Source organism: Shewanella sp. Isolate11 (assembly GCF_022398315.1).
Taxonomy (GTDB): domain Bacteria; phylum Pseudomonadota; class Gammaproteobacteria; order Enterobacterales; family Shewanellaceae; genus Shewanella.
Window position 1 is genome coordinate 85740 of sequence record NZ_JAKEVF010000003.1, and the last position, 22275, is coordinate 108014.

15 protein-coding genes are annotated in these 22275 nt (G+C 44.9%); 5 read left to right on the forward strand and 10 right to left on the reverse strand.

Features of this window, described 5'->3' with window-relative positions:
* Positions 1–105: 105 nt before the first annotated feature.
* Positions 106–723, reverse strand: a complete 618-nt coding sequence (locus L1D21_RS09540) for a TetR/AcrR family transcriptional regulator (protein ID WP_239845025.1) — start codon at positions 721–723, stop codon at positions 106–108.
* A gap of 139 nt (positions 724–862) precedes the next feature.
* On the opposite strand from L1D21_RS09540, the gene L1D21_RS09545 reads away from it, so the two are divergent.
* The 3 genes from L1D21_RS09545 to L1D21_RS09555 all read left to right on the forward strand — a co-directional run bounded on the left by L1D21_RS09545 (position 863) and on the right by L1D21_RS09555 (position 7247).
* Entirely contained in the window at positions 863–1975 is a 1113-nt protein-coding gene (locus L1D21_RS09545) for an efflux RND transporter periplasmic adaptor subunit (protein WP_239845026.1), read from the forward strand.
* Positions 1976–1978: 3 nt separating this feature from the next.
* Complete coding sequence (locus L1D21_RS09550; protein ID WP_239845288.1) at positions 1979–5059, forward strand: efflux RND transporter permease subunit; 3081 nt, start codon at positions 1979–1981, stop codon at positions 5057–5059.
* A gap of 184 nt (positions 5060–5243) precedes the next feature.
* Positions 5244–7247 (forward strand): methyl-accepting chemotaxis protein, encoded by a 2004-nt coding sequence (locus tag L1D21_RS09555; protein ID WP_239845027.1) that lies wholly within the window; start codon positions 5244–5246, stop codon positions 7245–7247.
* A 130-nt stretch (positions 7248–7377) separates the two neighbouring features.
* On the opposite strand, the gene L1D21_RS09560 is transcribed toward L1D21_RS09555, so the two are convergent.
* The 5 genes from L1D21_RS09560 to purL form a co-directional block, all read right to left on the reverse strand.
* Positions 7378–7722: a hypothetical protein gene (locus L1D21_RS09560; protein WP_239845028.1), complete on the reverse strand. Its 345-nt coding sequence runs from the start codon at positions 7720–7722 to the stop codon at positions 7378–7380.
* A 167-nt stretch (positions 7723–7889) separates the two neighbouring features.
* Positions 7890–8006, reverse strand: coding sequence for a cytochrome bd-I oxidase subunit CydX (gene cydX / locus L1D21_RS09565; protein WP_239845029.1), 117 nt, complete (start codon positions 8004–8006; stop codon positions 7890–7892).
* Positions 8007–8021: 15 nt separating this feature from the next.
* A complete protein-coding gene (gene cydB, locus L1D21_RS09570) occupies positions 8022–9161 on the reverse strand; it encodes a cytochrome d ubiquinol oxidase subunit II (protein WP_239845030.1) in 1140 nt (379 codons plus the stop codon).
* A 15-nt stretch (positions 9162–9176) separates the two neighbouring features.
* Positions 9177–10733 carry a cytochrome ubiquinol oxidase subunit I gene (locus tag L1D21_RS09575; protein ID WP_239845031.1) on the reverse strand — a complete coding sequence of 519 codons (1557 nt, stop codon included), beginning with the start codon at positions 10731–10733 and terminating at the stop codon, positions 9177–9179.
* A gap of 1224 nt (positions 10734–11957) precedes the next feature.
* Positions 11958–15839: a phosphoribosylformylglycinamidine synthase gene (purL, locus tag L1D21_RS09580; protein WP_239845289.1), complete on the reverse strand. Its 3882-nt coding sequence runs from the start codon at positions 15837–15839 to the stop codon at positions 11958–11960.
* A gap of 324 nt (positions 15840–16163) precedes the next feature.
* On the opposite strand from purL, the gene mltF reads away from it, so the two are divergent.
* Together mltF and L1D21_RS16540 are read left to right on the forward strand one after the other, a co-directional pair.
* Positions 16164–17606: a membrane-bound lytic murein transglycosylase MltF gene (mltF, locus tag L1D21_RS09585; RefSeq protein WP_239845032.1), complete on the forward strand. Its 1443-nt coding sequence runs from the start codon at positions 16164–16166 to the stop codon at positions 17604–17606.
* 64 nt (positions 17607–17670) lie between these two features.
* Positions 17671–17805 carry a hypothetical protein gene (locus tag L1D21_RS16540; protein ID WP_275658975.1) on the forward strand — a complete coding sequence of 45 codons (135 nt, stop codon included), beginning with the start codon at positions 17671–17673 and terminating at the stop codon, positions 17803–17805.
* 62 nt (positions 17806–17867) lie between these two features.
* Here L1D21_RS16540 and tadA read toward each other — a convergent pair whose 3' ends face one another.
* From tadA to guaB, 4 genes are all read right to left on the reverse strand, one after another.
* Entirely contained in the window at positions 17868–18356 is a 489-nt protein-coding gene (gene tadA / locus L1D21_RS09590; protein WP_275658983.1) for a tRNA adenosine(34) deaminase TadA, read from the reverse strand.
* A 183-nt stretch (positions 18357–18539) separates the two neighbouring features.
* Positions 18540–18902 carry a hypothetical protein gene (locus tag L1D21_RS09595; RefSeq protein ID WP_239845033.1) on the reverse strand — a complete coding sequence of 121 codons (363 nt, stop codon included), beginning with the start codon at positions 18900–18902 and terminating at the stop codon, positions 18540–18542.
* A 165-nt stretch (positions 18903–19067) separates the two neighbouring features.
* A complete protein-coding gene (gene guaA / locus L1D21_RS09600) occupies positions 19068–20645 on the reverse strand; it encodes a glutamine-hydrolyzing GMP synthase (protein WP_239845034.1) in 1578 nt (525 codons plus the stop codon).
* Between the two features lie 92 nt (positions 20646–20737).
* Positions 20738–22204 carry an IMP dehydrogenase gene (gene guaB, locus L1D21_RS09605; RefSeq protein WP_239845035.1) on the reverse strand — a complete coding sequence of 489 codons (1467 nt, stop codon included), beginning with the start codon at positions 22202–22204 and terminating at the stop codon, positions 20738–20740.
* Positions 22205–22275: the final 71 nt, after the last annotated feature.

A 22275-nucleotide genomic window follows, 5' to 3' on the forward strand; every position in this document is an offset into this window, starting at 1 on the left:
GTCCTAAAATAAACATGTCATGAGATAATTGGCGGCACTAAAGTTGCCGCAGTAATAATCAACAACCTAGATTAACTATTAATATATTCAGCTTAATTGAAAAGTCTACTTTTCAATACGATAAGCACGTAAAAACATAGTTACGCTAGACTTTATATAATCATTTCTATCGTCTTTAATATCATCAATAGGTAAGCCCAACTCCAGCTTTAAACGCATCTCACCAAACAACATCAAACAAAACTGCAGTGCCGCATGACGACGGTTTTCAAATTGAAACTCGCCATTGGCTTCGACTTTGCTGAAGTAAGATTCAAGTAACTCTAGTAGGTATTGCGGCCCCGCATTAAAAAACAGTTCCGATAACTCTGGGTGTGAATCAGATTGAGCGACACAGGTTTTGAACACATCTAATGCCTCAGGAGAGACAATCATTTCGCCAAAATAGATCCCAAATTGCATCAGTGCTTTTTGTGGGTCTTTTGGGTTTACAAACAAGTCTTGCGCAACCTGATGTGCAACACATTTGGATTCAATCGATGCCACAAACAGGTCATTTTTACTACCAAAATGCGAATAAACCGTCTGCTTCGAAACACCGGCTTGTTTGGCGACTTCATCCATACTGGTATTAGGAAATCCTTGCCCACAAAACAAGGTGATCGCAGCCTGAAGTATCTGCGCCCGTTTCTGTTCACTGCGGCTTAAGGATGAAAGATTCATAACTACTCCAACATTGGTGTTATTCAAATCGATATATTTTTATACAAACTAGACTAGACAGTCTAGTTTGTATAAATTAGACTTCTCAGTCTAGTTTAACAATGTTTTTACCAAGTGTTAACCACGGAAGCGCATCTGTATGAAAATGTTTACAGCCAGATTGACCACCAAGGCACTGTTGCTAAGCACTTTAGCACTGCTTTTCACTGGATGTCAGGAGCAACGAGTCGACAATGATTCCTCGGTTCAACTTACCAGTGTCACTAGCGAAATGCTTGTTGCTGCAAATGATTACCAAGTAGAGCAACACTTCACTGGCACCATACGCTCAGGCAACACTACGGCCATAGGCTTCGAATTAGCCGGAAAAATTAAGCTGATTGCTGTTGACAGTGGTGATCAAGTAAAAAAAGGCCAAGTGTTAGCCAAGTTAGACACAGCGCTTTTAGAAGCTCAAGAAGCTGAATTGGAAGCCAATTTGGCGCAGAATAACGCTGATCTTCAACTGGCAAAAAGCACTTTAGAACGCAGCCTATCTCTTAAAAAGCAAGGTTACACGTCAGAGCAGCAATTAGATGAATTGAAAGGCCAGCTTAACAGTTTACAAGCAGCCAAGCAGCGACTGAGCGCCGCAGTAGCAGCCAACCGATTAAAAATAACCAAATCTACCCTAATCGCACCTTTCAATGGTGTAGTTGCTAAACGTAACAACAACTTAGGTGAAGTAGTGGCAACCGGATCACCTTTATTCACCCTGATTGAAAATAATAATCCCCAAGCTATCGTTGGTGTCCCTATCGATATCGCACAAACGCTGCGCCCAGCACAAACCCTTGAACTCACGGTAAATAAAAAGCCCTATCAGGGCAAGATTGCCGGTGTCGGCGCTGAAGTAAATCCTATCACTCGTACTGTACCTGTGCGTTTTACCCTACCCAATAACTCGCTGGTACTTAATGGTGAATTGGTGTATCTCAGCTATCAGCAAACCATCCAACGTGATGGCTTTTGGGTGCCGCTGTCATCGCTTACCGACGGCATCAGAGGCGTGTGGAATATCTACATTTTACAGCCACAATCAGCTAATCAATATCAAATTGAACGTCGCGACATCGACATTATTTACACCAATGGCGAGCAAGCTTATGTGACTGGTGCCATTGTCGCTGATGAGCGCTACGTGACTCAAGGATTACATAAGCTGGTGGCTGGTGAGCTGGTTACTTTAAGCAGTGATATTGCGGCGAGGTAGATGATGATAAAAGCATTAATCGAAAATGCTCGTCTAACGAGCCTCGTCATTGCCTTATTGATTGTGGCGGGGTTTGGCGCCATCAGTAGCCTGCCTCGTATGGAAGATCCAAGTATTACTAATAGATTTGCCTCGGTGATCACACACTATCCAGGGGCATCGGCAACTCGCGTCGAAGCCTTAGTAACCGAAGTTCTAGAGAGCCAATTAAGACGTTTAGAAGAGCTAAAACTGATTCAGTCAACCTCACGCCCCGGTGTATCGGTTATTCAGCTGGAACTCAAAGACAATGTGACCGCTACCGATCCCGTCTGGTCACGAGCGAGAGATTTGATCAATGACGCTAAATCCTCCCTGCCCGACGGTGCCCAAAACTCACTACTTGATGACCAAGTCGGCTATGCCAATACCGCTATTTTGGGTCTAGTTTGGAAAGGCGCTGGTGAGCCGAGAATTGATATGCTTAATCGCTACGCCAAAGAACTGCAAAGCCAACTTAGACTCGTCAGTGGCACCGATTTTGTCAAACTCTACGGTGCGCCTACCGAAGAGATTTTGGTGCAACTTGACGGTTATCGAGCCAATCAAATTGGCCTAACCCCTGCAGCAATTGCACAAATTCTGGCTAAAGCCGACCCTAAAGTTTCCGCAGGTGAAATTAATAACACCAGCTTTCGCGCCTTGGTCGAAGTCTCTGGCGAGCTTGATTCATTAACGCGGATCAAGCAGGTTCCATTAAAAGTCGATGCAAACGGTCACATTATTCGTTTAAACGAAGTGGCAAAAGTGATCAAACAACCTAAAACACCAGCCACTAATATCGCCATTATCGAGCAACAACAAGGCATCATGGTCGCGGCACGTATGCTCAACAATACCCGTGTCGATCTCTGGCTAAAACAAGTGCATAGCGTGGTCGATCAATATCAAGCTGAGCTTTCGTCCAATGTCGAGATCCAGTGGTTGTTCGATCAAGAAGGTTACACAAGCCAAAGGCTCAGCGATTTAATCGCCAGTCTATTACTCGGCTTCGTGATTATTTTGCTGGTATTGATGCTCACGCTAGGGCTGCGAAACGCCCTAATTGTCGCACTATCCCTACCATTGACCGCGCTATTTACTCTGGCTTGTATGAAATATATCGGCCTACCAATTCATCAAATGTCGGTAACAGGGTTAGTGGTGGCGCTGGGGATCATGGTAGATAATGCCATTGTGATTGTCGATGCCATCGCCCAACGTCGCAAACAAGGGATGGATAAAGTTGCCGCAGTTAGCGCGACACTAAAACACCTATGGCTACCATTGGCGGGCTCGACAATTACTACCATGCTAGCTTTTGCTCCTATCGTCCTTATGCCGGGTGCGGCAGGCGAGTTTGTGGGCGGCATAGCTATTTCCGTCATGTTTGCCCTATTGGGCTCTTACATTATTTCTCATACCATTATCGCCGGATTAGCAGGCCGTTTTAGCACTAATGTGGCCAACAAGCATTGGTATCAAACCGGAGTTGAGTTTCCAGCATTAAGCCGCGCCTTTCGCTTTACCTTAAACCAAGCTTTAGTACGCCCCTTGCTGGCGGGGATCTTAATCGGCATCTTGCCTATTGCAGGTTTTATTGCAGTTGGGCAGATGACCGAGCAATTCTTCCCGCCGTCTGATCGGGATATGTTTCAAATAGAAGTGCATCTCGCACCGCAAGCCAGCTTAGAGAACACCCAAGCTCTCGTAAAACAGCTCGATGCGACCCTCAGAGCCAGCGGTGAGATCACCCGACTCGATTGGGTGATTGGCGGTAATGCGCCCTCTTTCTACTACAACTTATTACAGCGTCAGCAAGGCGCCAGTAATTATGCGCAAGCCATGGTCAAAGTGGCCGACTTCGACACAGCCAACCGCTTAATCCCTCAGCTGCAACATCAATTAGATGGCCAATATCCACAGGCACAGATTTTAGTCAGAAAACTCGAACAGGGACCGCCCTTCAATGCGCCGGTTGAGCTGCGAATTTATGGCCCTAATCTCGACAAATTACGCGCTATCGGTGACGAAGTCAGACGTATTTTGATCACCACTAAGGATGTTATCCACACTCGTGCGACCTTGAGTGCTGGCGCACCTAAACTCTGGTTCCAAATAGATGAAGATGCCAGCATGATGAGTGGCTTATCGCTAACCGACATCGCCAATCAAATACAAATGGCGACAACGGGTATCTATGGCGGCAGCATTTTAGAGCAAACTGAATCCCTCCCCATACGTGTTCGTACCCAAGAGATCATGCGCGAGCAACAAACTCGCCTGTCTGAAATCAATTTGGTGTCCAGCAGCGGCACAGGGATCCCGCTCTCGGCACTTTCGACCAGTCGTATCGATGTCAGTCTGGGTGCCATCCCAAGACGAGATGGGCAGCGAGTCAACAGCATCGAGGCCTACCTAGAAAGCGGCGTACTACCACAAACGGTATTAGATCGTGCTAAAGCGCAAATCAGCCAGATATCACTTCCCGCAGGTTATAAAATTGAAATCGGTGGTGAAAGCGCCAAGCGAAATGAAGCCGTAAGAAACTTGTTGTCAAATCTAGTATTAGTGATCACCTTACTACTCGCCACAGTGGTACTGTCGTTCAACTCCTTCAGACTCACCGGCATTATTTTACTCAGCGCGTTGCAATCGGCAGGGTTGGGATTATTAGCCGTCTATCTGTTTGGCTACCCATTTGGCTTCACTGTGATCATCGGCTTATTAGGCTTGATGGGACTGGCGATCAATGCCGCCATCGTTATCTTAGCTGAGTTGGAAGATATGCCAAATAAACGTGTCGCATCTGTCGAAGAGATGGTGTCAGTGATCAGCAGTTGTGGCCGTCATATTGGCTCTACCACCATTACAACCATTGGTGGCTTTATGCCGCTGATTATTGCTGGCGGTGGCTTTTGGCCTCCGTTTGCTATCGCCATTGCCGGCGGAACCTTACTGACAACCTTATTGTCTCTGATCTGGGTTCCGACTATGTACCAACTCACGATGACGAAAAAAACCTCAATTTGTCAAAGTGATAACTCTGCTATAAATCCTATTTAATTCCGCCTATCACATAGAGGGATGTGATGTCCCTCTATGTCGCCACCACATTAAGTTTGACGTCGCTCACATTTACCAAAATGTTGCTCAAGTTTTACTCATAGTTAACGATAAAAAAGATATCAGACCTTACTTATGTTGTTTTAGTTAGGTTATGCCATACAAGCAGTAATGGATTTATACTATGAACTATAAAAACTGGCCTATTGCCAAGCAAATTGGCACCCTAGCTTTCGTATTGACCATTGTCGTTTTCAGCATCATTAGCAGCGTATCCTACATCACAGCTGCCGGTGTATTGAAACACAAAGGCATGAGTGCGATGCAAGCACAAATGCAAATCACAGCAAACCTTATCGAGTTGGAATACAGTAGTTTACTGGCACTGGCCGAACGTAACGCCGATGTGCTGCGCGCCATGTACCCGGGGCAGTTTTATAAACCTGATAAAACCGTTAATGTTCTGGGCAAACCGACCCCTGCACTCGCTCATGAAAAAGAGCAAATCAACGCCTCAAAGAGTAAAGTCGATCGATTTTCAAACCTCACTGGCGGTACCGCTACGGTATTTGTTCGAGATGGTGACGATTTCATTCGTATCTCAACCTCACTCAAAAAAGCCGATGGGAAACGCGCCTTAGCCACATACTTAGGCCAAAATCATCCTGGATACCAATCACTGATCAATGGTCAAGAATATAAAGGTTATGCCAAACTCTTCGGCCAAGACTATATGACGATTTATCGCCCTATCACCGGACCGCAAGGTGATGTGATCGGTATTCTTTACATCGGCTTTAATATCACTAAAGCCATCGATGAACTGATAGCTTCAATGAATCAACTTAGGCTAGAAGAAACCGGCTATTTCACTTTGTTCCGAAATATCGATAACAACATCATTGCTCATCCACAGCAACAAACCGGCACTACGCTCACCGCAACGATTATCAACGGCTTAACCCCTGAACAAATCAAACAAAATAACGCTGAATGGCAATATGAAAATAACCAGGGCGAGCAGATGTACGCCTACTCGATTGCGATTCCTGGCTGGCAATGGACGTTATTGGGACAAGCAAAAGAGAAGGAGCTCAATGAAGAGAGTCTTGAATTGCTGACGATCAACGCTAGCGTAGCCATCATAGGTGTGCTCTTAATCACCATACTGCTATCTATTGTGTTGATTAAAACTCTGAATCCACTTAAATCGCTGCAAAACCAACTGACTAAACTCGGTGAAGGTGATCTGTCGCAGCAGTTTGCACTGAAAAATATGGCCAGTGAAAACGAGGTGGACAGCATTACTCGCAGCGCGGATCAAATGGCCAGTAATTTACGAGGCTTGATACACGCCCTACAAGCGTCAGTTAATACTCTCGAAAATCAAGCTCAAAGCGCACAAGAGGTCGCACGCTTAAATGGTGAAGAGGCGCAATCGCTATTGACACAAACCGATCAAATCGCCACCGCTATCGAAGAGATGTCGACTTCTATCCGTGATGTCGCTAACCATGCAGGTGAAGGTGCAGTGAAGAGCCAGCAAGTCGACAATGCTTCTCGCGATGGTCATCAACAACTTGAACAGGTGGTTCAAGGCCTTGCAACCCTAAGCCAACAACTTAACGCCAGCCATACCAGCGTTGAGAATGTCAGCAAAGAAAGTGAAGCCATTAGCCAAGTCACCGAAGTGATTAACAGCATCGCCGAACAAACTAACCTACTGGCACTCAATGCCGCCATCGAGGCTGCCCGCGCAGGTGAGCAAGGTCGAGGCTTTGCGGTTGTGGCCGATGAAGTTCGAACTTTGGCTCAGCGAACTCAGAAATCGATCTCTGAAATTAGCCACACCATCAGCCAGCTACAGCAGCAAATTAAGATCACTGCAGAGCAGATGGGACAGAGTCATGAATTAGGAACTCATTCAGCCCATCAAGGTGAAGAGGCTGCAGGACAGCTTAATCAAATCACCATGAGCATAGGGGAATTAGCTATCTCGTCTAGCAGTATCGCCAGTGCCACAGAGCAGCAAAGCGCTGTCGCCGACGAAATCACTCGTAATCTACATCAGATCACTGAGTTAGCCAGAGAAGGTGAACAGCGCGCCGGTGATACCGTCGATGCCGCGCAGAGCTTGTTTGATTTGGCTCAGGAAATTAAGCAAAAAATCAGTGTATTTAAGTCCTAATCCACCGCCATCTGTAATGATATAAAGCCGCTTAACGCGGCTTTTTCATTGCACAGTCCCTTGTTCAAACAGTTGTTCTTCAAGAGAGCTAACACAATGTAAGCTATTGCCATGATTGACCAGATAAAGGTTAATTGACTCTCACCAGTTTGATATTCATGAAGGTATTGCCTTGCAACAGCGTATCTTTATCGACAATTTTCCACGCTTCTTCAGAGCCTTTATCTTTGAAAACAAGATAGCTTTGTGAACCTGACTGACGCACAAAAATATCATCAAATGTTGTACGCTCACCTTGGGATTCTATGTAATCTGAGCCAATGACAATAGTTTGGCTGCCTGCCGCATCGGCAAGTGCATTAAACAGCTCATTTGAAGAGCCCGCCTTACTCTGATATTCCCCTTCATAGCCATGACCACAGCCAACGAGCATACCCATTAACGCCACAAGTGACGCGTATTTAATCAATTTCATACCGCTCTCCTTTTACAGCAGGAGCTTATCAGATAACCCTTTGCAATTCCCTTAACACGCTTGCTTTCGCTCAATGATTCAACAGTTCCCAACATGTTGAAAATAAAAAGCCGCTCATAAAAAACCCCGCATACCGATGCGGGGTTTTATGGATCACAGATCAAGCGTTAATCTTGCTGCTCTGTATCACGGTCCATATTTTCAGTATTTTCTAACCACAAGGCGTTAATAATACCAAATGAACACGCCAGCAAAATGCCCAAAATCCAAGCAAAATACCACATATTATTGGCTCCTATTTAGTAAAGTGACGTCTTGTTGTCTTCAATAAAGTTACGGCTTAGACGGCCGAACATCTTGAAGTAAGTCCACACGGTATAGCTTAATACGATAGGCACAAATACCGCTGCCGCCCATGTCATCACCGTTAGGGTCATGTGACTTGCAGTCGCATCCCACATAGTTAAGCTCACATTTGGCTCAAGTGACGATGGCATAACAAATGGGAACATCGCTGCACCGCAAGTAAGGATAACCATAGCCACAGCTAACGAGCTAAACAAGAAAGCAAAACCAGAGCGATTAAAGCGACTCGCCAGTAATGCAAGGATTGGCATTACCACACCCAGTACAGGAAACAGCACTGTAACAGGATACTTATCATAGTTGGCTAACCAAGCCCCAGCTTCAACGGCAACCGTTTTCAACGCAGGGTTTGACGCACCTTCAGTATCGATAACCGATGTCACTACATAACCATCGATACCATTAGCTAACCACACACCCGCAAGCACAAAGAGTACCGCCATTAAGCCTGCTAATATTTGTGTCGCCGCTGCAGCACGAACTCGCAGTTCACCTTCGGTCTTCATCTGTAACCAGGCAGAGCCTTGCATCATGATCATCGATACACTCACCAATCCAGCTAACAAGCCAAATGGATTCAGTAGACCGAACAGGCCACCATGGTAAGTCGCTCGCAGATACTCATCGAATGTAAAAGGCACGCCTTGCAATAGGTTACCAAAGGCAACACCAATGATCAGTGGCGGAACAAAGCCCCCCACAAACAGTGCCCAGTCCCAACTCTTACGCCATCTTGGATCTTCAATTTTAGAGCGATAATCGAAACCAACAGGACGTAAGAACAATGCAAACAGTACCAACATCATGGCCACATAGAAGCCAGAGAAAGATACCGCATACACCATAGGCCAAGCAGCAAACAGCGCGCCACCGGCAGTGATTAACCATACTTGGTTACCGTCCCAATGAGGAGCGATAGAGTTGATCATGATACGGCGCTCGGTGTCATCTTTACCTATGATAGGTAATAAGGCACCGACCCCCATATCGAAACCATCCGTCACAGCAAATCCGATGAAAAGCACACCAATCAGTGCCCACCAGACAAATCTTAATACCTCGTAATCAAACATAATCAGATCTCCGGTTTAAGCATCTAGCTTTTCAAAGTGATAACGACCCGTTTTCAGGCTGCTAGGCCCTTTGCGAGCAAACTTAATCATTAAGAACAATTCGATGACAAGTAGCACGGAATAGAACAAGGTGATCGAAATGATACTGAACCATAAGTCACTTACCGTCAGACTTGATGCCGACATAAAGGTCGGTAGCACTTCAGAGATAGTCCAAGGTTGACGACCATATTCAGCCACAAACCAACCACACTCGATTGCAATCCAAGGCAGTGGCAAGCTATATAACGCCGCTTTAAGCACCCAAGGCTTCTCTTCGATTTGGTGACGCGTGCTTTGCCAGAAGGCTGCGGCGAACACGAATAACATCACCACACCCAGACCCACCATCACTCGGAAACTCCAAAACATGGGGGCAACTTTAGGAATAGAGTCTTTCGCTGCGGCTTTAATTTGCTCTTCAGTCGCATCGACAACTTTGTCAGTGTATCGCTTGAGTAATAAGCCATAACCTAAGTCACCTTTAGCGGCTTCAAAGTCTGCGCGCAGTTCAGGTGTTTCATTACCTGCTCGTAACTCAGTTAACATGGCATAGGCTTTCATACCGTTACGAATACGTTCTTCATGCTCAACGATTAAGTCTCGAATACCCGTTACTTCTTCATCGATTGAACGTGTCGCAATGATCCCCATTGCATAAGGGATCTTAATCGCGTAATCGGTATGCATGGTTTCTTGATTAGGGAAACCCACCGCAGTAAATGCAGCTGGAGCCGGCTCTGTGTGCCACTCAGCTTCAATTGCTGCAAGTTTAACTCGTTGTGCTTCACCCACCTTGTAGCCAGATTCATCACCCAGCACAATAACCGACAGGATAGATGCCATACCAAAGCTTGCTGCAATCGCAAAAGAGCGACGAGCAAAAGGTAAATCACGTTTCTTCAAGATATAGTAAGCACTGATTGCCAATACGAACATGGCGCCGGCAACATAACCTGAAGCCACAGTGTGAACAAATTTCACCTGAGCAACTGGGTTAAACAACACTTCAGCGAAACTGGTCATCTCCATGCGCATGGTTTCATAATTAAACACACTACCCACTGGGTGTTGCATCCAACCATTCGCCACTAAGATCCACAACGCAGACATGTTAGAACCTAGCGCGACTAACCAAGTCACCGCTAAGTGCTGTCGCTTGCTAAAGCGATCCCAACCGAAGAAGAACATACCGACGAGTGTCGACTCGAGGAAGAAGGCCATTAACCCTTCAATCGCCAATGGCGCACCGAAAATATCGCCAACGTAATGAGAATAGTACGACCAGTTAGTTCCGAATTGAAACTCCATCGCGAGGCCCGTAGTAACACCTAGCGCAAAGTTAATACCAAACAACTTACCCCAGAACTTGGTCATATCTTTATAGATCTGCTTATTGGTCATCACATAAAGTGATTCCATAATGGCTAGCAGGAAGGCTAACCCCAAGGTCAAGGGTACAAACAAGAAGTGATACATCGCTGTCAGCGCAAACTGCAAACGCGAAAGCTCAACAACCTCTTCAACAATCATCAGTGACTCCTTAGGTAGTGTGATCATTTTTTATGGTTAATACCCCTAAACCATAAAAAATGCCTAAACAGGAATTTTATTAATAAAAGTATTTTGCAGGGTTGACCCCTACAAACCGTTAAAAATTAACATTTCGCTCAATTTGAATTGAACAACGACTAAAATGACCGCTTCATCACCACAATCTAGACTAGTATCACAACAAATTATTTTATGTGATCAGCATCAAAAAAATGACTGTGAGAAAATCAAATTTAAACTTTTTTATCAGAAACTTAGTTAACAAAAAAACCAAGTTAACTTAGTTGATTTATACCACCTCAAATTGATTCAAATCAATCAATCAAACCAGTGACAACGGGTTTTGCGGCTCACCCCACACTTCACCCAACCAACCGGTTGACACCAACAAAAAAACAAGATAGGCAAGCTATATTTTCAGCAAAAAATCACATTTATAAGCAATATAAAAAGATATAAAGCCAAAATCACCATTTCTACACATATAACAAAATAAACACAAACATATCTAAGCCAAGAAAAACAACCAAAAACATAAAACACTTTAAAAACAGATGCATTTTACTTACAGAAATGTGAAAACCATTAAAACACAAAAAATAAGATTAGTTTTTGTAATGATAAAATGTATTTTTTATCATTTGTGAGTTTTACAGACAGACATTATCATAGCCACCGAATTGAGGAGAATCAGGCCGTCTCTGTCGCTTTATCAGGTAAAGGCCAACTCCGCTCATATCATTTATCACTGTGTGGAGACAGCAAAATGAACAAATTATTCGATCGTCTAATTAACTGCTACAAACGCTCTTTCGTTGAGCTTTATACTGCTAGAGAGCTATAAACAACTAATTTAGTTGTAGTTATTTATAGATTGCATAAGCCTCAGTGAGTCATAGACCGCTGGGGCTTTTGTTTATAGGCTCAATAGATATCACCAGTGCCTAAACCAGTTTAGCAGTCACAAATCAATTTAACTCGGCTTACAGAGAAATAGCTGATTCAAACCGTTCAACTCCAGTTTTAGACATCTAAAGCAACAAAACTTATACAAACTAGGGTTTCGTTATATTTAGTATGGCCTGATATACTAATGGCAAGATAAGCTCATGTATTTAAAATAGTTTGAACTTGCTGAAATTGACAATAAAAAAAGGCCTCGAATTTTTCGAGGCCTTTTTATAACAGAGAGTTAAATTTATATTAACCTAATTTAGCGCGAACGTTTCTGAACATTCTCATCCATGGGCTATCTTCACCCCACTCATCTGGATGCCAAGAGTTAGCTACGGTTCTAAATACACGCTCAGGATGTGGCATCATAATAGTCACACGACCATCAGTATTACAGATCCCTGTCATTGCATTAGGCGAACCATTTGGATTCTCTGGGTATTGAGTCGCAATTTTGCCATTACCGTCAACAAAGCGTAGCGCTATAGTGCCTGACGCTTCGGCAGCGGCTAAAGCTTCAGCAGATGCAAATTCCGCACGACCTTCACCGTGAGAAACCGCAATTGGCATGCGTGAACCTTCCATGCCCTCGAAGAACAAAGAAGGCGTCTTCTGAACTTCAACTAAGCTAAAGCGTGCTTCAAATCGCTCTGAACGATTGCGTACGAAGTGCGGCCAATGCTCTGTGCCAGGAATAATATCTTTAAGATTAGATAGCATCTGACAACCATTACACACACCCAACGCGAAACTGTCTTGGCGCTCGAAGAAGCGACTAAACTGCTCACGCGCACGAGCGTTAAACAGAATTGACTTCGCCCAACCTTCACCGGCACCCAGTACGTCACCGTAAGAGAAACCACCACAAGCCGCTAGGCCTTGGAACTCTTCTAAGCTAATACGGCCAGATAAAATATCAGACATGTGCACGTCGCGACTTTCGAAACCAGCACGATCAAAGGCAGCAGCCATCTCTAAGTGAGAGTTAACTCCTTGCTCACGTAAGATAGCCATCTTAGGTGCAGCACCTTTAAGAATAAACGGTGCAGCCACATCTTCACTTGGGTCGAATTTAAGGTCAACGGTCAAGCCTGGCGCATCGGCAACTTGCTTAAGTTTAAACTCTTCAAGTGCACACTCAGGATTATCACGCATCGCTTGCATGCGGTAAGTGGTTTCAGCCCAAATAGTGCGTAGTTCAGTACGAGACTCAGATAATACAGGTGTCTCACCATCGCGAATAACGATGTTATCGCCAGCAACTGGTTTAGCAATTGAATAGCAAGCCACACCTGCAGCTTGATATTGTGCAGCAATCGCACTCGCTTCAGTCGAGCTCACCTGAATCACCGCACCCAACTCTTCATTGAATAAGCGAGCTAGATGACTACCAGCAAGCGCTTCAAGATTAACGTCTAAACCAGTGTTACCCGCAAACGCCATCTCAACTAAGGTAGTTAATAAACCACCGTCACTACGATCGTGATAAGCGATGATAGATTGGTCGTTAACCAGTTGCTGAGTCACTTCGAAGAAACCACGCAGTAATGCCGCGTTATCAAGATCTGGTGCACTATCGCCTAATTGGCTATAAACCTGAGCTAAACAAGAACCACCTAAGCGATTATTGCCGTTGCTAAGGTCGACCAGTAACAGCTCGGTATCACCTTTATCGCTACGTAGTTCAGGCGTTACTGTCTTACGAATGTCTTGCACCACACCAAAAGCGGTGATCACTAGTGACATTGGTGATGTGACAGTTTTATCAATACCATTGTCTTCCCAGGCCGTCTTCATCGACATTGAGTCTTTACCGACTGGGATGGTTAAATCGAGTTCTGGACATAGCGCTTCACCGACGGCTTTAACCGCTTCGTAAAGACCTGCATCTTCACCAGGGTGACCCGCTGCAGACATCCAGTTAGCTGAAAGCTTGATACGCTTGAACGAGCCAATATCGGTACCGGCGATGTTCATGATTGATTCGGCAACCGCCATACGTGCTGAGGCACCGAAGTCTAATAAGGCTAGCGGAGTACGCTCACCCAAAGACATGGCTTCACCTGAGTATGAGTCAAAGCTTGATGCTGTTACCGCGCAATCGGCAACAGGCACCTGCCAAGGACCAACCATCTGATCACGGTTCACTAAACCTGTCACAGTACGGTCACCAATGGTGATCAGGAAGGTTTTTTCAGCAACGGTTGGTAGACGCAATACACGATGAAGTGCTTCTTTCAAATCGATACTTGATTCATCGAGTGCCGGCGATTGTGCCTTTTTCGATACCACATCTCGGCTCATCTTAGGTGCTTTACCTAATAACACTTCTAGCGGTAAATCGATTGGCTTGTTGTCGAAATGCTCATCAGAAAGAGATAAATGACGCTCTTGGGTTGCCTCGCCAACAACCGAGAATGGTGCACGTTCACGCTCACAAATCGCTGTAAATAATGCTAGGTTTTCTGGTGCCACAGACAACACATAACGCTCTTGAGATTCGTTACACCAGATCTCAAGTGGGCTCATGCCCGGTTCGTCTGAAGGCACATTACGCAGCTCAAACTTACCACCTCGTCCACCATCATCCACAAGCTCAGGGAACGCGTTTGATAGTCCGCCCGCGCCCACATCGTGAATAAATTGAATTGGGTTAGCATCACCCATCTGCCAGCAGCGATCGATCACTTCCTGACAACGGCGTTCCATCTCTGGGTTTTCACGCTGCACCGAAGCAAAATCTAAGTCTTCGCTAGATTGACCCGAAGCCATTGAAGATGCCGCGCCGCCACCAAGACCGATATTCATCGCAGGGCCACCAAGCACGATCAGCTTAGCGCCAACGGTGATTTCACCCTTCTGAACATGTTCCTCACGAATATTACCTAGACCACCTGCAAGCATGATTGGCTTATGGTAACCACGGACTTCTACACCGTTATGGCTCGATACTTCTTGCTCATAGGTACGGAAATAACCCAGCAGTGCTGGACGACCAAATTCGTTGTTGAATGCCGCGCCGCCTAATGGACCTTCGGTCATGATATCAAGCGCATTAACGATACGATCTGGCTTGCCGTAATCTCCTTCCCAAGGTTGTACGAAACCTGGGATCTTTAGATTAGATACGCTAAAGCCAGTTAAACCAGCTTTAGGCTTAGAACCACGGCCGGTTGCACCTTCATCGCGGATCTCGCCGCCTGAACCCGTTGCAGCACCTGGGTATGGGCTGATCGCCGTTGGATGGTTGTGAGTTTCAACCTTCATCAATATATGCATTGGTTCAGTGTGATAAGCATACACACCGTTCTGCTCAGGGAAGAAGCGTCCTGCAACCGAGCCTTCCATTACCGCAGCGTTATCTTTATAAGCAGATAGCACGTGATCTGGTGTTTTTTCGAAGGTATTTTTAATCATTTTGAACAGCGACTTAGGCTGAACTTCGCCATCGATAGTCCAATCGGAGTTAAAAATCTTATGACGACAGTGCTCTGAGTTTGCTTGAGCGAACATCATCAACTCAACATCATTAGGATTACGACCTAAACGAACAAAGTTTTCAACCAGATAGTCAATTTCGTCAGCCGCAAGAGCTAAACCTAATTCAACATTCGCTTGCTCAAGGGCGCGCTTGCCTTCTCCAAGAATGTTAACACTCGTCACTTCGGCCGGAGCCGTACGAGCAAACAGAGAACTGGCTTGTTCGAAGTCAGCTAAGATCACTTCAACCATGCGATCATGCAATAATTCACTCAACTGTTTTTGCTGTTCGGCATTCAAGCTATCGGCTTGAACATAATACGCCACACCACGTTCTAGACGTTTAACTTTGTCTAAACCACAGTTGTGAGCAATATCAGTCGCTTTCGATGACCATGGAGAGATGGTACCTGGACGAGGAGTGACAAAATATAAAGTTCCTTCTGGAGCGTGCGCTTCAATCGCAGGTCCATAGGTTAACAATTTCTTTAGCTGCTCAGTTTCACTGGCGTCTAAAGCGGTGGTTAAATCTGCTAAATGAACATATTCAGCATAGATATCTTTAATTGGAAGTCCTGTGTTTTCACAGGCTTGCATTAGTTTTTGAACTCTAAACGCTGATAATGCAGGGGCACCTCGGAGGATCTCCATCACGTCTATTCACCTTATTATTTATAATTGCAGGGTCAGAACTGGCGCTATTATAGGGAAATGTGTCACACAAATCACCCGTAGAGACGCTTCAAAACACACTTTCCTGAGATTTATTATTACCATAAAACGAAAACAGCTTTATGTGACAAAGAAACTCACACAGTTAAAGAATTTTGCCCCATAATTAAATCATCTTTATTCGCGATTAAAGTTAGCTTATGTTGTCATTGTTACAATAGAACATCGCCGTTATTCAGTTAGGTTTTGTTGTGCTACAATGTTCGGCCAACTTATTAAAAGTGGATTAAAAATAAAGCCTTAATGAAAAAACTATTGTTATTCCTCAGCTTGTTTTGGTTACTGACTGCTTGTCAGAATCCTGCTGTGGAACAAACAAAAGGCAATCTAGAGGTTAAAGCGGCACAACAGAAAACTCAGCTCAATGTGGGCACCCTCTATGGTACGCAGATTTATGTTTCCACTGATCATGGTATCGACGGTTTTGACTACGAGATGGCCGAACGCTTTGCCGAATATCTCGGTTTAGAACTCAATATGCAGCCCTATACCAATATTCATGAGTTGTACCAGGCCCTCCATGATGGTGATATCGATCTCATTGCTGCAGGCATGGCCGATACAGCCTATCGCCGTGAACAATTCCGTTTAGGACCACCACTTTATTACGTCAATCAACTCTTGGTGTATAAACAAGGGAATAAACGTCCTACAGACATCAGCGATTTAAATGAACATGTGACGGTAATTGCTGACTCCTCCTTTGTCGAAACTTTAGCTAATTTGCATAAGCTCTATCCCGAATTAGTATGGGAACAATACAGCGACAAAGACAGCGAAGAATTATTGGCTATGATTGCTCGCGGTGAAATTAAATACACCATCGCCGATTCAACCACCTTCGAAATAAATCGCCGTTATATGCCAGAACTGAGAGCGGGTCCTATTATTCGAGAAGATCAGGCCATTGTGTGGTTATTGCCGCCGAAAGATAGCGATGAACTTATGAGTGAATTACTCAACTTTTGGCATGAACAAAAACTCGCTGGTACCCTAGCACACCTCAACGAAAAATATTTTGCTCATGTTAAACGCTTTGACTATGTTGATACCCGAGCATTCCTTCGAGCAATTGACCATAGACTGCCGAAATATCGTCAATATTTTGAAGAGTTTGCCGATCAGCTCGATTGGCGAAAACTCGCTGCGACCGCATACCAAGAGTCTCATTGGAAACCCAATGCTCGCTCCCCTACTGGCGTTCGCGGTTTAATGATGCTTACGCTTCCCACAGCAAAACAGATGGGGGTGAGCAATCGTCTCGACCCCAAAGAGAGTATTCGTGGTGGCGCCAAATACCTTAATGGGATCCTCAAGCGCTTGCCCGACTCGATCCCTGAAAATCAGCGGATGTGGTTCGCACTGGCTTCTTATAACGTAGGTTATGGCCATGTCGAAGATGCCCGAAAATTAGCCGACTCTATGGGACTTAACCCCAGTGCTTGGCGCGATATTAAACGTGTACTGCCATTACTGCAAAAGCGCGCCTATTACAAACAAACTCGCCACGGCTATGCTCGCGGTGGTGAAGCGGTGCAATATGTCGATAATATTCGTCGCTACTATGATACTTTAGCTTGGGTTGATCAGCAGACACAGGAATTAGAACAAGAGTTAGTCAGTGACAATCAGCAGATTTCAGAACAAGAAACGGACAACCGATTATCTGAAACATTGCCACAATAAAATAGTCTATAACATGAGTTAAACTCTCACTGACTTAGGCTTATAACAGCAGTAGGAGCGCTATATGAAAAAGAAATCGTTAAACAACTTGGCATCGCGGCGCAGAGCTCAATTAAAAATTCGTCACCAACAAATCCTCAACCGCCAAAAACAGTTTTTTATTTTTCTCAGACCCCAGCTTACAAATAACAATGGCTAACGCTGCTAGCCAATACTGATTAACAATTATTTATCAAACCAAATTTAATTGACCAGCAAGGGCTACTCGGTAAGCCCTTGTTGTTTTTCAGCCAGTTTCAGGGCCTTCTTTTCTTGGCGACGACGACGAAAAAAAGCACTTAGCTGCTCGGCACACTCCTCGGCTAACACCCCAGATGTCACATCAAGTTGATGATTGAATGCATCGAAGTTAAGTAGATCGATAACACTGCCCGCCGCACCGGTTTTGGGATCGCTTGCACCGTAAACTAAACGGCCAACTCGTGCATGTACCATTGCCCCAGCACACATGGCGCAAGGTTCTAAGGTCACATATAAAGTGGTATCAAGCAGACGATAGTTTTCAAGCTCTTGGCCAGCGGCACGAATACAGTTCATCTCGGCATGGGCACTGGCATCATGTTGGCAAATATTAAGATTAAAGCCTTGTGCGATAACCTGATCGTCTTTAACCAATAACGCACCAACGGGCACTTCTCCAGCCTGCTCGGCTTTAGCCGCTAAAGCTATTGCCTGACGCATATACTCCATATCTTTTTGTTGTTGACTCAAAAACTATCTCCAGCTTACTCAGCAAAACGCCCTAGTTTACCCCTTGCCTACGGGTCAGTGCTATCGTCAATGGGAAAATAGACCAAAAACACAAAGAGGCATATTGCTATGCCTCTTTGTTTATTTGTTAACGACACTGATTTTGCATCGCCTCAGTATCCACTACTTTTTAAATTCATCGGCGACAAAGCCAAAGGACGTTTCATAGCCAGGAAAACGTTCAACACCCTTAGCGATAAATTCTGATTTATCTATCTTGCCAGCCCAATAATCGATACACAAAGCGAGGAACCAACTTTGATCCTCTCGCTTGTCGAGAGGAATACGCTGATAATCAGGATTCTCCTTTACCGCGCCCGCTACATCCATAAATTTGTCTTGGAACTGAGATAACTGGGCTTCAGTGTATTGATCTGCATTATCCGGATCTGGCAACAAGGCTGCACATCCAGCCGCGGTAACTAACATGATGACACTAATCATATAGCCCAAAGTTTTGGGTAGACGTTTAATAAAATGAATCATTTAAGCTCCTATTTAATATCAAAAATCTTGCCTATAAATAGTGATACATGAATTGGTTTTATACCACTATGATACTGAAATAAAAGCCATGATATAAAAATTATGCAATAAAAAACCCAGCACACTGGCTGGGTTCTCCATCACATCACTGACTATTCAGTGCAATTATTCCCACTCAATTGTCGCAGGCGGCTTACCAGAGATATCGTAAACAACGCGAGAGATACCATCAATTTCATTGATGATACGGTTAGATACGCGGCCTAAGAAATCATAAGGAAGATGTGCCCAATGTGCAGTCATAAAGTCGATAGTTTCTACCGCTCGAAGTGATACAACCCAATCGTACTTACGACCATCACCCATCACGCCAACACTACGTACCGGTAAGAATACGGTGAACGCTTGGCTAACCTTGTTATAAAGGTCTGCTTTATGCAGCTCTTCGATAAAGATCGCATCGGCACGACGAAGTAAATCACAATACTCTTTCTTCACTTCACCCAAAACACGAACGCCTAAACCAGGTCCTGGGAATGGGTGACGATAAAGCATGTTGTAAGGCAACCCAAGCTCTAGGCCAATTTTACGTACTTCATCTTTAAACAGTTCACGAAGCGGCTCGACTAAGCCTAGCTCCATATCATCAGGTAGGCCGCCCACGTTGTGATGCGACTTAATCACATGTGCCTTACCCGTCGCGCTACCAGCTGACTCGATAACATCTGGGTAAATAGTCCCTTGAGCTAACCATTTAGCATTAACGCACTTTTTAGACTCTTCATCGAAGATATCGACAAACACTTTACCAATGATCTTACGCTTAGCTTCTGGCTCAGCTTCACCGGCTAACGCGTCGAGAAAACGGTTTTCCGCATCAACGTGAACAATGTTGAGACCGAAATGGTCGCCAAACATCTCAAGCACTTGCTCTGCTTCGTTAAGACGTAACAGACCGTTATCAACGAAAACACAAGTTAGGTTTTTACCAATAGCACGGTGCAGTAACATGGCTACGACAGATGAATCGACACCACCTGACAGACCTAAAATCACTTCATCGTCGCCAATCTGTTGTTTTAGACGCTCGATGGCATCTTCGATAATTGAAGATGGTTTCCAGTTTGCTTCACACTCACAGATATCCAGAGCGAAATGCTCCAGCATACGCTTACCTTGACGAGTATGAGTCACTTCGGGGTGGAACTGAACACCGTAAAAACGCTTCTCTTCATTGGCCATTGCAGCATAAGGACAAGTTTCGGTGTTAGCTACAGTGACAAAGCCTGCTGGAATTTCTGAAACCTTATCACCATGGCTCATCCACACATCTAATAATGGCTTGCCACTTTCACTGACAGCATCTTCGATGCTTTTGAACAGTTGTGATTGTGTTTGAACTTCAACCTGGGCGTAACCAAATTCGCCTTCACCGACGCCTTGGATCACTTTACCGCCGAGTTGCTCAGACATGGTTTGCATGCCGTAACAGATACCCAATACAGGTACGCCAGCATTAAACACATATTCAGGGGCGCGAGGCGAATCTTTGGCAGTCACACTCTCTGGGCCACCAGCAAGGATAATACCGTTAGGGGCAAACTCTTTGATTTGCTCCTCAGATACATCCCATGCCCACAACTCACAATACACACCGATTTCACGGATACGGCGGGCAATCAATTGTGTGTACTGAGATCCAAAGTCGAGAATGAGGATCTTATGATCATGAATGTTGCTCATGGTTTACCTTATCTTTCAAATAATCTGACCGACATTATCGGCACATCGAAATAAAGAAAAGGCAATGTAAAAACACTGCCTAAAATCATTAATTATGAACCGCTACGGTAGTTTGGCGCTTCTTTACTGATGGTCACATCGTGAACGTGAGACTCACCCATACCCGCTGAAGTCACTTTAACGAACTCAGCTTTCTCGTTAAGATCTTTAATGGTTGGGCAACCCGTTAATCCCATGCATGAACGTAGGCCACCCATATACTGATGGATGATCTCTTTTAGCTTACCTTTGTAAGGAACGCGACCTTCAATGCCTTCTGGCACTAACTTGTCTGCTGCATTATCACTTTGGAAGTAACGGTCAGATGAACCTTGAGTCATAGCACCTAATGAACCCATACCACGGTATGACTTATAAGTACGACCTTTATAAAGTTCAGTCTCACCCGGTGCTTCATCGGTACCGGCAAACATAGAACCCGCCATAATGCATGATGCACCAGCCGCTAACGCTTTAGCCAGGTCACCAGAGAAACGGATACCACCGTCGGCGATCACTGGAACATTTAAATGTTTAACCGCTTCAGCCGCATCAGATACTGCTGTGATTTGGGGTACGCCCACACCGGTTACGATACGAGTCGTACAGATTGAGCCAGGACCAATACCCACCTTAACCGCGTTAACACCCGCTTCAACCAAGGCTAATGCGCCTTCAGCTGTAGCCACGTTACCGCCAACAATTTGTAGATCTGGGTACTTAGCACGGGTATCACGAATACGTTGTAAAACGCCTTCAGAATGACCGTGAGAAGAATCGATTAGCAACACATCAACACCAGCTTTCACTAGCGCATCAACACGATCTTCGTTACCTGCACCTGCACCAACCGCAGCACCAACACGTAAACGACCATATTCGTCTTTACATGCATTTGGCTTACGCTCGGCTTTCATGAAATCTTTAACCGTGATCAGACCTTTGAGTCTAAAGTCTTCGTCAACAACTAAGACTTTCTCAACACGATGAGCGTGCATCAGTTTTTGCACTTCATCTAACTTGGTCCCTTCAGGTACTGTCACTAGACGCTCTTTTGGCGTCATTACTTTATCGACAGTACGTGACCAATCGGTAATAAAACGAACGTCACGGCCAGTAATGATACCCACTAATTCGTTTGCATCATCAACCACTGGATAACCCGCGAAGCCGTGCTTCTCGGTCAATACTTTTAATTGCTCAAGCGTGGTATATGGCGTGACCGTAACAGGCTGCTGTACGATACCCGCTTCATAAATCTTAACTTGGCGAACTTGTTCAGCTTGTTGCTCGATGCTCATGTTTTTATGAATGAAACCCATACCGCCTTCCTGCGCCATAGCGATGGCAAGACGTGCTTCAGTCACGGTATCCATGGCTGCAGACACAATAGGCATATTGAGTTCAATTGTTTGAGTTAAACGAGTCTTAAGAACAGCTGTGTTAGGGAGGACAGTCGAGTGCGCCGGAACCAGCAACACATCATCAAAGGTAAGCGCTTCTTTCTTTAAACGTAGCATGGCAACATCTCCCCATGTAGGTGGTATAAGAGGTAAAATATTGCGGCGGGATTATACCTTGCATAATGACC

What these genes read in the sequence shown, in the direction of transcription:
- mltF (WP_239845032.1), top strand. Translation starts at nt 16,164, where the DNA reads ATGAAAAAACTATTGTTATTCCTCAGCTTGTTTTGGTTACTGACTGCT.
- L1D21_RS09575 (WP_239845031.1), bottom strand. Translation starts at nt 10,733, where the DNA reads ATGATTGTTGAAGAGGTTGTTGAGCTTTCGCGTTTGCAGTTTGCGCTG.
- guaA (WP_239845034.1), bottom strand. Translation starts at nt 20,645, where the DNA reads ATGAGCAACATTCATGATCATAAGATCCTCATTCTCGACTTTGGATCT.
- L1D21_RS09550 (WP_239845288.1), top strand. Translation starts at nt 1,979, where the DNA reads ATGATAAAAGCATTAATCGAAAATGCTCGTCTAACGAGCCTCGTCATT.
- purL (WP_239845289.1), bottom strand. Translation starts at nt 15,839, where the DNA reads ATGGAGATCCTCCGAGGTGCCCCTGCATTATCAGCGTTTAGAGTTCAA.
- cydX (WP_239845029.1), bottom strand. Translation starts at nt 8,006, where the DNA reads ATGTGGTATTTTGCTTGGATTTTGGGCATTTTGCTGGCGTGTTCATTT.
- L1D21_RS09545 (WP_239845026.1), top strand. Translation starts at nt 863, where the DNA reads ATGAAAATGTTTACAGCCAGATTGACCACCAAGGCACTGTTGCTAAGC.
- L1D21_RS09560 (WP_239845028.1), bottom strand. Translation starts at nt 7,722, where the DNA reads ATGAAATTGATTAAATACGCGTCACTTGTGGCGTTAATGGGTATGCTC.
- cydB (WP_239845030.1), bottom strand. Translation starts at nt 9,161, where the DNA reads ATGTTTGATTACGAGGTATTAAGATTTGTCTGGTGGGCACTGATTGGT.
- L1D21_RS09595 (WP_239845033.1), bottom strand. Translation starts at nt 18,902, where the DNA reads ATGATTCATTTTATTAAACGTCTACCCAAAACTTTGGGCTATATGATT.
- L1D21_RS09540 (WP_239845025.1), bottom strand. Translation starts at nt 723, where the DNA reads ATGAATCTTTCATCCTTAAGCCGCAGTGAACAGAAACGGGCGCAGATA.
- guaB (WP_239845035.1), bottom strand. Translation starts at nt 22,204, where the DNA reads ATGCTACGTTTAAAGAAAGAAGCGCTTACCTTTGATGATGTGTTGCTG.
- L1D21_RS16540 (WP_275658975.1), top strand. Translation starts at nt 17,671, where the DNA reads ATGAAAAAGAAATCGTTAAACAACTTGGCATCGCGGCGCAGAGCTCAA.
- tadA (WP_275658983.1), bottom strand. Translation starts at nt 18,356, where the DNA reads ATGGAGTATATGCGTCAGGCAATAGCTTTAGCGGCTAAAGCCGAGCAG.
- L1D21_RS09555 (WP_239845027.1), top strand. Translation starts at nt 5,244, where the DNA reads ATGAACTATAAAAACTGGCCTATTGCCAAGCAAATTGGCACCCTAGCT.